Here is a 12191-nt window from a genome sequence, read left to right on the forward strand (position 1 = left end):
CATTTCGGTGTTATTCTTAGTATTCATTGACTTAACTCGAATCATACCGTTGTGACCAGTCCTTCTTGGCTTCGTTTTTTGCTGAAATCCATTGCGATGGGCCTGATCCTGTCCGTGGTCGTGTTGTTGCTGGTGCCCGAATTGCGCTATGGCAACGGCGGCTTGTCAGGACTCCTCAGCCGACAACACAACAGCAGCGACAAACTCAGTTACTATCAAGCCGTGAGCCGCGCAGCCCCTGCGGTGGTGAATATCTACAGCAACAGCATCGATATCCGCAGCAGCATTTTTCGCCGCCAACAAGTTGAACGCACCAGCCTGGGCTCCGGTGTCGTCATGACCGAAAACGGCTACATCCTGACCTGTCTGCACGTGATCCAGAATGCGGACAGTATTCTGGTAGGAATGCAGGATGGTGAACTGGCGGAAGCCGAGATTGTTGGACAGGATCGATACACCGATCTGGCGGTACTCAAGATCAATGCTGAAAACCTGCATGTGATCCCACAAATCGAAAATCCGGACATCCGTATCGGTGATGTGGTATTGGCTATTGGCAACCCCTACAACCTCGGGCAGACCATTACTCAAGGCATCGTAAGCCGCACCGGACGTAATTTTATCGGACCGAGCCTGTCAGCCAGTTCAGTGGACTTTATCCAAACTGACGCGGTGCTCAACGAAGGCAACTCCGGTGGCGCGCTGATCGACAGCAATGGCAATTTGATTGGTATCAATAACGCCAATTTCAAAACCCTGGACAGCCGTCGGCGCGTGCTCAATGTGGATGGGGTGTTCTTCGCAGTCCCATACACCCTGGCCAAACGGGTCATGGATGAAATCATTGCCAAAGGGCGCGCTTCCCATGGCCAGCTAGGCTTCTCCGGCAATACCCTGCAGAATCAGCCTGGCATTCTGGTCGATACCGTTTATCCATCGGGCCCGTCAGCGCTGGCAGGATTGCGCGCCGGCGATGTTATCCTTGCCATCAATGGTATTTCTGTAGAGGACGTCAACCAGGCTTTAGACACGGTCGCGAACAGCGCGCCCGGTACCATCCTGACCCTGTCTGTGATGCGTGGCGAGGAGGCCCTAGAACTGGCCGTTCAGGTCGCAGAACTGGGCGCTGACAGCTGATCAACGCCCGACCGAAGAGAATTAGGCAGAAATCCGTTGAATACGGGCACCGAGCTGATTGAATTTGTGCTCAATCTTTTCGTAGCCCCGATCCAGGTGGTAGATCCGATCAATCAACGTTTCACCGCTGGCAACCAGTCCCGCTATCACCAAACAGGCTGAAGCGCGCAAATCGGTCGCCATGACCTGCGCACCACGCAGTTGGGTAATGCCATTGCACACCGCACTGTTGGCTTCCAGATCAATTTCTGCTCCCATACGCTGCAATTCCGGGACATGCATAAAGCGGTTTTCAAAAATGTTCTCGGTTACCACGCCGGTGCCATCGGCAACGGCGTTAAGCGCAACAAACTGGGCCTGCATATCGGTGGGAAAGCCAGGGTGAGGAGAGGTCTTGATGTTGACACTGCTGGGGCGTTTACCCTTCATGTCCAGTGCAACCCAATCATCACCCACGGTGATTTCGGCGCCGGCCTGGCGCAGTTTGCTGAGCACAGCGTCCAGGGTTTCGGGCGCCGCTGACTCACAGCGCACGCTGCCGCCGGTGGCGGCAGCAGCGACCAGGAAGGTGCCGGTTTCTATGCGGTCGGGCAACACCCGGTATCGACAGCCCTGCAGTGATTTGACCCCCTGAATTCGAATCGTATCAGTACCGGCACCACGAATATTGGCGCCCATGCGATTCAGGCAGTTGGCCAGATCGACAATTTCGGGCTCCCGGGCCGCGTTTTCCAGTACCGTGTCGCCGTCGGCCAGGGTCGCAGCCATCATCAGGTTTTCGGTTGCCCCGACACTGACCATATCCATAAATATGGTTGCACCTTTCAGTCTGCCGTCGACTTTGGCACGGACATAACCACCGTCAACATCAATGGTTGCCCCCATCTGCATCAACCCATCAAGGTGAAGATTCACGGGCCGGGCACCAATCGCACAACCGCCGGGTAGCGATACTGTGGCTTCACCGTATTTGCTCAATAACGGGCCGAGCACCAGAATAGAGGCCCGCATGGTACGTACCAATTCGTAAGGCGCAACCAGACTGTTGACCTGACGTGGATCGAGCATCACCACGTCATCGGGCAGACGTTCGGCAACCACCCCAAGTTGCGACAGCAACGCCAGGCTGGTGTTAATGTCACGCAGGTGTGGCACGTTATCAAAATGACAGGGGGAGTCGGCCAATAAGCTTGCCATCAGCAGCGGCAATGCGGCATTTTTGGCGCCAGAAATGACGACAGTCCCCTGCAGCGGACCGCTGGGGGTTACGAGTAGTTTATCCATGATTGCGTAGTTCTAACCGGGCTGATTGAACAGACGTTCACGCTGCCATTGGGTGGGCGTAAATGTCTTTATCGATAGTGCGTGCATGCTGCCATCGGCGATTTTATCGGCCAGTGGGGCATAAATCATTTGTTGCTTCTTCACTCGACTCATACCGTCAAACTGTTCACTAACGGCGATGATCTGAAAATGAGAACCGTCACTGGTAACGTGTACTTCGTCCAGCTCCAGGGTGGTTTTCAAAAGGTCTTCAATGGCTTTTGTATCCATGCATCTCTCAGGTGTAACGTATTTTGAGGCTATTGTAGCGGCAAAAGGGTATCAACGTCGCTCAGTTTTGCCAAATTGGCGAGATTTTCGGGGATCCCTTTGAACACAATGCGGATATCATTTTGTTTTAACAAGGCCACCAATTGCAGCAAGAAGGCCAGGCCGGCACTGTCGACACGGGACAGATCCGATAAATCCAACACCACGCGGCCATCTTGTTGTGCTTTGCTCAGCGCTTGAACCCGATCAGGCCAAAAACCGACAACGGTCTCCCGATCCAGGGTACCGCTAATACGATACCCCTGCTCCAGCGCTTCCACCTGAGTCGGCATATCAATCTGCCTCGTCGTTTTTCTGCAATGAAATGGGTTGTTTGATTTTCTCTTTCATCAGATCAATCACCACCTGCACGCCCTGTTGACGCAAGATGGATTCGAATTCACTTTGCTTGGACGACAACATGCTGATGCCCTCGGCAATCATGTCGTATGCTTTCCACTCATTGGTTTTGGTGTTTTTACGCACCTTAAAAGCGATCTTAATGTCGGGTCGGGTTTTGTCTTTGACCACGGCGCGTACCGTGACGCTTTTACGGTCGTCCAAATCGACTTCACCGGTGGGTTCAAAAATCACGTCCTGATCATCGTAGTATCCCATGGCAACGGCATACGTGGTGATCAGGTATTCTCTGAACACCTGCACAAATTCCTGCAATTCATCACGGGACAAATTGCGGAAGTGTTTTCCCAATACCTTGTAGGCAGAAAACTTGTAATCCACATAAGGCAGCAGTTCTTCTTCCATGATGGTACGCAGCAATTCAGGGTTCTGTTTAATCGCCGCTTGTTCAGTTTTAATCCGTTCAAAGGTGACACTGGCCACATCACGGACCATCTGATACGGATCATCCTGTTGCTGAGCGCCCACCAAACCACTGACCATGATCCCCACAATCAGCAGCCAACCACGAAAAAGGGACTTTGTCATATCCAATCCTCTACCTCTGCAGCGCCGTTAGTCGCTGCCCTTGTTAAATAAAAACTGTCCAATCAGATCCTCGAGCACCAACGCCGACTTGGTGTCTTCGATGTAGTCACCGTCTGCAAGGTTTTCTACGCCATCAATGCTGAATCCTGGCTGAAAACCGACATATTGCTCGCCCAACAGCCCTGACGTTAGGATGGATACTGAACTGGTCTCTGGAAATTCATTGTAATCAGCAGAAATGCTCAGGGTTACAACGGGGGTAAAATCTTGTGGATCAAGGGCGATGTTTTCGACCCGTCCCACCGTGACACCACCGACTTTGACAGCAGAACGGACTTTCAGACCGCCAATATTATCAAATTTTGCGTATAGGTTGTATGTTTCACCGTTACCCCGCGCGCCTTGATTGGCAACGTGTAACGCCAGCATCAGCAACGCGGCAATGGCCAGTGCCACAAATGCTCCAACCAATACTTCAGTTTTACGTGAATTCATCACACCTATCCTTACTCAATGCCGAACATGATGGCAGTTAATACAAAATCAAGCCCCAATACGGCCAACGACGAATACACCACGGTCTGCGTGGTTGCTTTACTGATCCCTTCGGACGTGGGAACGGCATCATAGCCTTTGAAAATGGCGATCCAGGTACACACAAAAGCAAACACCACACTTTTGATAATGCCGTTCATCACATCTTCATTCCATTCAACCGTGGACTGCATAATCGACCAGTAACTGCCGGCATCAACACCCAGCCAGTCGACGCCGACCAAATGGCCGCCCAGAATACCCACTGCACTGAAGATAATCGCCAACAGTGGCATGGAAATCATTCCAGCCCATAAACGAGGGGCAACCACCCTGCGCAAAGGGTCTACCGCCATCATTTCCATGCTACTGAGCTGCTCGGTGGCTTTCATAAGGCCAATTTCTGCCGTTAAAGCAGAACCGGCGCGCCCGGCAAACAGCAGTGCGGTAACCACCGGACCCAGCTCTCGCAACAGCGACAGCGCCACCATCGGACCTAAACTGCCCTCGGCACCGTAATCCACCAGAATCGTGTAACCCTGCAGGGCCATTACCATGCCAATGAAGAGTCCTGACACCACGATGATCGATAACGACTGCACGCCCACCACATACATTTGCTGAATGGTCAGCGGAATGTGTTTCATTGGCTGCGGCTTGGCGATCAACGCGCCGGTCAGCACAAACGTGGCGCGCCCCATGGCACTGAAACGCGCCAGTGTGGCACTTCCCAGACGGGCTAACCACTCCATTACTTCACTCCTTGCAAGGCAGATTCCATCGATGGTGCGGGAAAATGGAACGGCACCGGTCCGTCGGCTTCCCCGTTTAGGAATTGTTGTACCAGAGGCGAGTCACTTTTGCGGATTTCCTCTGGCGTTCCCTCACCAATAATTTTCTTCTCTGCCAGAATATACACATAGTCGGCGATGGACATGACTTCGTTAACATCATGGGTGACCACCACGCTGGTCAGGTTCAACGCATCATTCAATGCTTTGATCAGTTTAACCAATACACCCATGGAAATGGGGTCTTGTCCGGCAAACGGCTCGTCATACAGGATTAACTCCGGATCCAGTGCAATTGCTCTGGCCAATGCTGCCCGTCGGGCCATACCACCGGACAGTTCTGCAGGCATCAAATGTGCAGCGCCGCGCAACCCTACCGCCTGCAACTTCAGCATCACAATGATTTCAATCACCGCTTCACTCAGACGGGTGTGTTCCCGCAAGGGAAAGGCAATGTTGTCGTACACCGACATATCAGTGAACAATGCGCCGCTTTGGAACAGCATGCTCATCTGACGACGGACATCGAACAACCGTCGGCGGCTCATGCCCGGGATCGATTCGCCTTTGAACAACACATCGCCACTGTCAGGTTTCAACTGACCACCTATGAGCTTGAGCAACGTGGTCTTACCGATCCCACTTGGCCCCATGATCGCAGTGGTTTGCCCTTTACGGATTTGCAGACTAATGTCGTCATAGATCACCCGTTTCTGGCGCCGAAACGTGAGGTGTTGAATGTCAACGAGGTTATCCATAGTGGTGTTAAGCAACTCCATAACAGGGGTGGGATGCAAGCCGGGCAGACTAGATGGGTGCATTGTACCGTTTTTCAAGCACCGGAGACAAAGTGAAAAAGTAACAAGATATAATCGAAGTTTTCGTTCATTTGCCCATCCTGCGCGTGAAGTGATGCTTTTTTGAGCATTGTTTTTTGCTGTTTAAACAAGGTTATAGGAAATGCCTCTGGATTTTGCGACAATTACACAAATTTTACCTAGCTATCCCGAATTGTGATTACAGACATTGTCATCTTTTTGATTGGACTGGGCCTTCTGAGTTGGGGGGCAGATCGCTTTGTGTATGGCGCCTCAGCGTTGGCAAAGAACATTGGTATATCGCCGATGATGATCGGTCTTACCATTGTGGCGATGGGCTCTTCGGCGCCGGAAATCGTCGTCTCTGCCACGGCATCCATGGCCGGCAACCCCAACACCGCGGTCGGTAACGCATTAGGGTCCAATATCACCAACATCGCCCTGGTGCTGGGTCTGACGGCACTGTTCAAACCCTTGATGGTTAACTCCAGCACATTGCGCCGCGAGATGCCGGTATTGCTGTTGGTCACATTACTGGCGGTGTATTTTTTGTCTGACAGCTTGTTGTCTTTGGTTGAAGGCAGCACTCTGATTGTGCTGTTTTTTGTTGTGATTGGCGGCGTTGCCTGGATCAGCACCAATATCGAGAAAGGCGATCCAATTCTGGCCGAAACGGAAGAAGAAATCCCCTCAGACGTGCCCACATCAAAGGCGGTGCTGTGGGTCATTGTTGGTTTGATCATGTTGCCCCTGAGTGCCAATCTGATGGTCGACTCAGCGGTCAGTATTGCCCAGTTCTTTGGCCTCAGCGAATTGGTCATCGGCCTGACCATTATTGCTATCGGCACCAGTTTGCCCGAATTAGCGGCCAGTATCGCTGGGGTGCTGAAAAACGAAGATGACCTGGCGCTGGGCAACATCATTGGTTCAAACATTTTTAATTTGCTGGCCGTGCTGGCGATGCCGGGTTTGATTTCGCCCGGGGTCATCGACGAAGCCGCCGCTAACCGCGACAGCTATGCCATGCTGGGGCTGACGATATTGTTGATACTGTTCAGTTTTAACCTGCGCGGTACCCGCTGTATCAACCGCTGGGAAGGCGGAGTATTGCTGGCTTGCTTTGCAGGCTATCAGGTTTTGTTGTTCAGTTAGGAAACCCTCTGGTCATGACCCACGATTACATCAAATCTGCCAAACGCGTGCTGGACATTGAGCGTGACGCGATTACACACCTTGCGCATTATTTGGACCAGGGCTTTGAGCAGGCCTGTGAATGCATGCGCCAATGCCGCGGCAAAGTGGTGGTCTGTGGGATGGGAAAATCGGGCCATATCGGTAACAAAATTGCGGCGACCCTGGCCAGCACAGGTACACCCGCGTTTTTTATGCATCCGGGAGAAGCCAATCACGGTGATCTGGGCATGCTCAGCGCACAGGATGTGTTACTGACATTATCCAATTCCGGCGAAACAGACGAATTACTGGCACTGATCCCGGTGATCAAACGTCTGCAGATCCCGATCATTGCCATGACAGGGAATGCCAACAGCACCCTTGCCCAACATGCCGATATTCATATTTGCGTCAAGGTGGAACAAGAAGCCTGCTCACTGGGGCTTGCGCCCACTGCCAGCACAACCGCGACACTGGTCATGGGTGACGCACTGGCCATCGCACTGCTCGATGCCAATGGCTTCACCCCCGATGATTTCGCCTTGTCCCATCCAGGCGGCAGCCTTGGACGCAAATTACTGCTGCGCATGGCAGACGTGATGCAATCCGGTGCGCAAATGCCGCTGGTCGATGAACAACAAACCATCAGCAATGCCCTGCTGGAAATCTCGGCCAAGGGGCTGGGCATGACCGGTATCGTTGACGCTGATGGCCGTCTGCAAGGCATTTTCACCGACGGGGATTTACGCCGAGTATTGGATGCGCATATCGATGTGCATACAACGCCGGTGGCGGATGTAATGACCCGCAACGGGGTAACCGTTTCGACCGACACACTGGCCGTCGAAGTGCTCAACCTGATGGAACAAAAACGCATCAACTCACTGTTTGCCATTGATGACAAAGGCCTGCCTCAAGGGGCTGTTAACATGCATCTTTTGCTCAAAGCGGGGGTAGTGTAATGACCACAACGACCCTTTATGGTGAACTACCGACCGCGCTGTTGGCACGTTTTGCAGACATCCGCTTGTTGGCCCTGGACGTCGATGGCGTTTTTTCCGATGGACGCATCTATCTGGGCAATCAGGGTGAAGAGCTGAAAGCGTTCCATACTCTGGATGGGTATGGCATTAAGGCCATTATGACCCTTGGGGTAGACGTGGCAGTGATCACCGGTCGCCGTTCCAGCCTGGTTGAACAACGCATGCAGGCATTAGGTGTGCGCTACATTATTCAAGGTGAAGAAGACAAACAACACGCGTTGTCCAAACTCCAGCAACAGCTCGGCTTTTCCGCACAACAGGTCGCCGCAATGGGTGACGACATGCCTGATCTCGGCATGTTTGCCTGCGCAGGCTTGTCCATTTCAGTACCCGATGGCCACCCGTTTGTGCAGCAGCAAGCCGACTACATCACCCAGCGAAGTGGCGGGTTTGGTGCAGTGCGCGAGATCTGTGATCATATTTTGCAGGCCCAGGGCCTCCTCGATGTCATCATGGGGAGCAGCACGTGAATCGCCTGACGGTCAGTATTATCATACTGTTTCTGTTAGTGCTGGGCATTTACCTGCAAAGCTGGGTCTCGCAAAAAGCCCCTACTGCGGTACAGCAAACCGAAGAAGCCTGGCAACCAAACTATCAGGCCCGCAGTATGCGCAGTACCCTCTATGATGAGCAAGGAAAGGTCAGCCACGAGGTGTTCGCGCAGAAGATGGAACATTATCAGTTGCTGGGATTTACTTTGTTTCAGCTGCCCCAATATACGATTTATGTGGAGCGCCAGGACCAGCCCTGGCATGTGGTTGCCAAAGAAGGCACCCTGTATGATGACAACCGGATTCAGTTAGAAACGGATGTCGAAATTCACAGTCAGACAGACGATGGGTTCGTTCGTCGGATCAAAACCAACTTTATTGAGATTAACCTGCTCGACAAGACATTGTATTCAGATCAACCGGTAGAAATCATCGGGCGGGATTTTGTGATCAATGCAAACGGATTCAGTGGTAATCTTGCCACACAGACCTATGAGTTTATCGACCATGTACAAACGCGTTATGCGCCCAATTAGCTTATCTCTCGCCGTGTGTCTGGTGCTAAGCCCGATGACACTGGCTGGCGAGAATGACTTCAAGCAGCCGATCAAAGTTGATTCAAAGTCACAGTTTGTTGATGGCAAATCCAAGACGTCCATTTTTCGCGAAGACGTTCATATTACGCAGGGCTCACTGAGCATTGATGCCGATGAAGTGGAAGTGATCGCCATCGAAGGTGAAGGACGTGAGGTGTTTATTGCTCGTGGACAACCCGCCGTTTATGGGCAAACCATGGACGATGGTAGTCGCATCAAGGCAGTCGCCAACGAGATCCGCTATCAGGTATCCAATTCTACCCTGACCCTGACCGGTAACGCCGAATTGCAACAAAACAGCAGTAAAGTCAGTGGCGATTCGATTGTCTTCAATATGGAGCTTGAGCAATTAATCGCTCAGGGAACCGACGATGACGAAGGACGGGTGACCACCATTTTCCAACCTGATTCACTGCGTTCGAATGATAAAAAAGAATCGCCTGCCGATCCGCAGCCTGACGACGACAAGGGATCACAACCCTGATGGCGACGTTAAAGGCAACCCAGTTGGCTAAATCGTATAAATCCCGTCAAGTCGTGCGGGACGTCAGCCTGGAAGTCAGCACCGGTCAGATTGTCGGGTTGCTGGGTCCTAACGGCGCCGGTAAAACCACCACCTTTTACATGATCGTAGGTCTGGTCCCTCTGGACAAAGGCGAAATCTTCATCGATCAAACCGAGCTTACCCTGCAGCCAATGCATGTCCGCGCCCGACAGGGCATTGGCTATTTACCGCAGGAATCTTCGATTTTCCGTAAACTGACCGTGTTCCAGAACCTGATGGCGATATTGCAGACCCGCAAAGAGCTGTCCAATGAGCAACGGGAACAGGAAGCGGATGCCCTGCTGGATGAATTCAACATTAACCACATCCGCAACAGTCTCGGTATGAGTCTGTCCGGTGGAGAACGTCGTCGGGTGGAAATTGCCCGGGCGCTGGCGGCAAACCCTGAGTTTATTTTGCTCGATGAACCCTTTGCCGGTGTTGATCCGATTTCCGTGAATGATATAAAAAAGATCATCCAACATTTACGCGACCGCGGTATTGGTGTACTGATCACCGACCACAATGTGCGTGAAACCCTGGATGTGTGTGAAAAAGCTTATATCGTTTCCCATGGCGAACTGATTGCGTCCGGAACCGCCGAAGAAGTCCTCAGTAATCAGCAAGTGAGAGATGTATACCTGGGCGAGCAATTCAGGCTATAGTAAGCATATGAGAACAGAAACTTTCAACCATGTCCGTGGCTAATTGAGTAGCAGTCAAACTAGATGAAACCCTCATTACAGTTAAAATTTAGCCAACAACTTACCATGACACCGCAGTTGCAACAGGCCATTCGCCTGCTGCAGCTTTCCACGCTCGACTTACAGCAGGAAATACAGGAAGCGCTGGACGCCAATCCACTGCTGGAAGTGGAAGAATCCAGTGAATCTGGCAGTGATGACGGACTGCTCGACAACAATGACAAGTCCGACATCATCGAGAACATCGCCGCTGACAGTATCGAGTCCAGCGAAGCGTTGGAGAAAAACGACCTCCCCGACGAATTACCCATCGACAGTACCTGGGATGAATACTACAGTGCGTCCTCTGCACCGGCGCCGATGTCTGGCGGCGGCGACGACGACATGGTGTTTCAGGGCGAAACCACTGAAAACATCCAGGATCACCTGCTGTGGCAAATGCGCCTGACCCCTTTCAGTGAAACCGACACTGCCATCGCGATTGCGATTATCGATTCCATCGACGAATCCGGTTATCTGACCATCAGCACCGAAGAAGTGCTGAATGCCCTGGACGATGATGAAATTGAATTGGACGAAGTCGAATGTGTGCTCAAGCGCATTCAATTGTTCGACCCCATCGGTTCCGGCTCCCGTACGCCACAAGAATGTCTGACCGTGCAACTCAACCAGTTTGCCAGTGACACACCCTGGCTGAATGAGGCCCGCATGCTGATCAATGAGTACGCCGAACTGCTGGGCAGTAAGGACTACCGTACTTTGATGCGCAAGAGCCGTCTCAAAGAAGATGAATTGCGTGAAGCCATGCGCCTGTTGCAGACATTGAATCCGCGTCCCGGCAGTGCGCTGATTACGGGTGAGCCCGAATACGTCATTCCGGACGTGTCAGTGACCAAGAAGAATGGTCGTTGGGTGGTTGAGCTAAACCCGGATAGCCTGCCTAAACTGAACGTGAATCAGCAGTATGCGGCCATGAGCCGTAACGCCCGCAACAGTAGCGACAGCCAGTTTATTCGTTCCCATATGCAGGAAGCCAAATGGTTCATCAAAAGCCTGGAAAGCCGTAACGATACCTTGCTGAAAGTGGCCAACTGTATTGTTCAGCAACAGATCGGTTTTTTCGAGCACGGCCCCGAAATGATGAAACCAATGGTGCTAAATGATGTCGCAGAAATGGTGGACATGCACGAATCAACCATTTCACGGGTTACTACACAAAAGTACATGCACACCCCCCGTGGCATTTTTGAGTTGAAATACTTCTTCTCCAGCCACGTAGCAACGGAATCCGGAGGCGAGTGCTCATCAACCGCCATTCGTGCGTTGATCAAAAAACTGGTGGCGGCGGAGAAACCCAGCAAGCCTTTAAGCGATAGCAAGATTGCCCAATTGTTGGCCGACCAAGGTATCAAGGTGGCGCGGCGGACAATAGCAAAATACCGGGAGTCTTTGTCGATCCCACCGTCTAACCAACGTAAAAGCCTACTGTAGGCTTCATCCAAGAAGGAAGACGCGATATGCAAATCAACCTCACTGGTCATCACGTGGAAATTACCGACTCACTCAGAGCCTATGTCGACACGAAGTTTACCAAGCTGGAACGGCATTTCGATCACATCAACAACGTTCATGTCATCCTTAATGTCGAAAAATTAAACCAGAAAGCGGAAGCCACCCTTCATCTCAATGGCGCTGAAGTTTTTGCAACCGCAGAGCACACAGATATGTATGCCGCCATTGATGGTTTGATCGACAAGCTTGATCGTCAGGTGATCAAGCACAAGGAAAAGATAAAACGTCACTAACTTCACTCGTTGAT

General features: G+C 51.9%; 16 protein-coding genes. 9 read left to right on the forward strand and 7 right to left on the reverse strand.

Annotated features, from left to right (window positions below; all coding sequences use genetic code 11):
* Positions 1-51 precede the first annotated feature (51 nt).
* On the forward strand, positions 52-1137 hold the full coding sequence (locus LJ739_RS16375) for a trypsin-like peptidase domain-containing protein (protein WP_229162230.1): 1086 nt from the start codon (positions 52-54) through the stop codon (positions 1135-1137).
* A gap of 21 nt (positions 1138-1158) precedes the next feature.
* On the opposite strand, the gene murA is transcribed toward LJ739_RS16375, so the two are convergent.
* From murA to LJ739_RS16410, 7 genes are read right to left on the reverse strand one after another with little or no spacing between them, the layout of a single operon-like run.
* Complete coding sequence (gene murA / locus LJ739_RS16380; protein WP_229162231.1) at positions 1159-2421, reverse strand: UDP-N-acetylglucosamine 1-carboxyvinyltransferase; 1263 nt, start codon at positions 2419-2421, stop codon at positions 1159-1161.
* Positions 2422-2433: 12 nt separating this feature from the next.
* Positions 2434-2691, reverse strand: a complete 258-nt coding sequence (locus LJ739_RS16385; RefSeq protein ID WP_229162232.1) for a BolA family protein — start codon at positions 2689-2691, stop codon at positions 2434-2436.
* Between the two features lie 29 nt (positions 2692-2720).
* Complete coding sequence (locus LJ739_RS16390; protein WP_229162233.1) at positions 2721-3023, reverse strand: STAS domain-containing protein; 303 nt, start codon at positions 3021-3023, stop codon at positions 2721-2723.
* 1 nt (position 3024) lies between these two features.
* Entirely contained in the window at positions 3025-3678 is a 654-nt protein-coding gene (locus tag LJ739_RS16395) for an MlaC/ttg2D family ABC transporter substrate-binding protein (protein ID WP_229162234.1), read from the reverse strand.
* A gap of 27 nt (positions 3679-3705) precedes the next feature.
* The gene (mlaD, locus tag LJ739_RS16400) at positions 3706-4173 is read right to left on the reverse strand and encodes an outer membrane lipid asymmetry maintenance protein MlaD (protein WP_229162235.1); all 468 of its coding nucleotides are present in this window, start codon (positions 4171-4173) and stop codon (positions 3706-3708) included.
* 11 nt (positions 4174-4184) lie between these two features.
* Positions 4185-4964, reverse strand: coding sequence for a lipid asymmetry maintenance ABC transporter permease subunit MlaE (mlaE, locus tag LJ739_RS16405; protein WP_229162236.1), 780 nt, complete (start codon positions 4962-4964; stop codon positions 4185-4187).
* Entirely contained in the window at positions 4964-5761 is a 798-nt protein-coding gene (locus LJ739_RS16410; RefSeq protein ID WP_229162237.1) for an ATP-binding cassette domain-containing protein, read from the reverse strand. Before LJ739_RS16410 ends, mlaE begins: the two co-directional genes overlap by 1 nt.
* 255 nt (positions 5762-6016) lie before the next feature.
* Here LJ739_RS16410 and LJ739_RS16415 point away from each other — a divergent pair, with 255 nt between their 5' ends.
* The 8 genes from LJ739_RS16415 to hpf all read left to right on the forward strand — a co-directional run bounded on the left by LJ739_RS16415 (position 6017) and on the right by hpf (position 12177).
* Positions 6017-6973 carry a calcium/sodium antiporter gene (locus LJ739_RS16415; RefSeq protein ID WP_229162238.1) on the forward strand — a complete coding sequence of 319 codons (957 nt, stop codon included), beginning with the start codon at positions 6017-6019 and terminating at the stop codon, positions 6971-6973.
* 125 nt (positions 6974-7098) lie between these two features.
* Positions 7099-7956 carry a KpsF/GutQ family sugar-phosphate isomerase gene (locus tag LJ739_RS16420; protein ID WP_407646804.1) on the forward strand — a complete coding sequence of 286 codons (858 nt, stop codon included), beginning with the start codon at positions 7099-7101 and terminating at the stop codon, positions 7954-7956.
* Complete coding sequence (kdsC, locus tag LJ739_RS16425) at positions 7956-8507, forward strand: 3-deoxy-manno-octulosonate-8-phosphatase KdsC (protein WP_229162240.1); 552 nt, start codon at positions 7956-7958, stop codon at positions 8505-8507. The genes LJ739_RS16420 and kdsC overlap by 1 nt, the downstream gene beginning before the upstream one ends.
* Positions 8504-9064: an LPS export ABC transporter periplasmic protein LptC gene (lptC, locus tag LJ739_RS16430; protein ID WP_229162241.1), complete on the forward strand. Its 561-nt coding sequence runs from the start codon at positions 8504-8506 to the stop codon at positions 9062-9064. The genes kdsC and lptC overlap by 4 nt, the downstream gene beginning before the upstream one ends.
* Complete coding sequence (lptA, locus tag LJ739_RS16435; RefSeq protein ID WP_229162243.1) at positions 9036-9608, forward strand: lipopolysaccharide transport periplasmic protein LptA; 573 nt, start codon at positions 9036-9038, stop codon at positions 9606-9608. Before lptC ends, lptA begins: the two co-directional genes overlap by 29 nt.
* Entirely contained in the window at positions 9608-10333 is a 726-nt protein-coding gene (gene lptB / locus LJ739_RS16440; RefSeq protein WP_229162245.1) for an LPS export ABC transporter ATP-binding protein, read from the forward strand. Before lptA ends, lptB begins: the two co-directional genes overlap by 1 nt.
* A 63-nt stretch (positions 10334-10396) precedes the next feature.
* Positions 10397-11863 (forward strand): RNA polymerase factor sigma-54, encoded by a 1467-nt coding sequence (locus LJ739_RS16445; protein ID WP_229162247.1) that lies wholly within the window; start codon positions 10397-10399, stop codon positions 11861-11863.
* A 26-nt stretch (positions 11864-11889) separates the two neighbouring features.
* On the forward strand, positions 11890-12177 hold the full coding sequence (gene hpf / locus LJ739_RS16450; RefSeq protein ID WP_229162249.1) for a ribosome hibernation promoting factor: 288 nt from the start codon (positions 11890-11892) through the stop codon (positions 12175-12177).
* Positions 12178-12191: the final 14 nt, after the last annotated feature.

It is taken from the genome of Fluctibacter halophilus, assembly GCF_020687825.1.
In the GTDB taxonomy this organism is placed as follows: domain Bacteria; phylum Pseudomonadota; class Gammaproteobacteria; order Enterobacterales; family Alteromonadaceae; genus Fluctibacter; species Fluctibacter halophilus.

Excerpts from the sequence above, each read along its gene's own strand:
- kdsC (WP_229162240.1), top strand. The coding sequence starts at position 7,956 with ATGACCACAACGACCCTTTATGGTGAACTACCGACCGCGCTGTTGGCA.
- LJ739_RS16390 (WP_229162233.1), bottom strand. The coding sequence starts at position 3,023 with ATGCCGACTCAGGTGGAAGCGCTGGAGCAGGGGTATCGTATTAGCGGT.
- LJ739_RS16385 (WP_229162232.1), bottom strand. The coding sequence starts at position 2,691 with ATGGATACAAAAGCCATTGAAGACCTTTTGAAAACCACCCTGGAGCTG.
- murA (WP_229162231.1), bottom strand. The coding sequence starts at position 2,421 with ATGGATAAACTACTCGTAACCCCCAGCGGTCCGCTGCAGGGGACTGTC.
- LJ739_RS16445 (WP_229162247.1), top strand. The coding sequence starts at position 10,397 with ATGAAACCCTCATTACAGTTAAAATTTAGCCAACAACTTACCATGACA.
- lptB (WP_229162245.1), top strand. The coding sequence starts at position 9,608 with ATGGCGACGTTAAAGGCAACCCAGTTGGCTAAATCGTATAAATCCCGT.
- LJ739_RS16410 (WP_229162237.1), bottom strand. The coding sequence starts at position 5,761 with ATGGATAACCTCGTTGACATTCAACACCTCACGTTTCGGCGCCAGAAA.
- lptA (WP_229162243.1), top strand. The coding sequence starts at position 9,036 with ATGTACAAACGCGTTATGCGCCCAATTAGCTTATCTCTCGCCGTGTGT.
- hpf (WP_229162249.1), top strand. The coding sequence starts at position 11,890 with ATGCAAATCAACCTCACTGGTCATCACGTGGAAATTACCGACTCACTC.
- LJ739_RS16420 (WP_407646804.1), top strand. The coding sequence starts at position 7,099 with ATGCGCCAATGCCGCGGCAAAGTGGTGGTCTGTGGGATGGGAAAATCG.
- mlaD (WP_229162235.1), bottom strand. The coding sequence starts at position 4,173 with ATGAATTCACGTAAAACTGAAGTATTGGTTGGAGCATTTGTGGCACTG.
- LJ739_RS16395 (WP_229162234.1), bottom strand. The coding sequence starts at position 3,678 with ATGACAAAGTCCCTTTTTCGTGGTTGGCTGCTGATTGTGGGGATCATG.
- mlaE (WP_229162236.1), bottom strand. The coding sequence starts at position 4,964 with ATGGAGTGGTTAGCCCGTCTGGGAAGTGCCACACTGGCGCGTTTCAGT.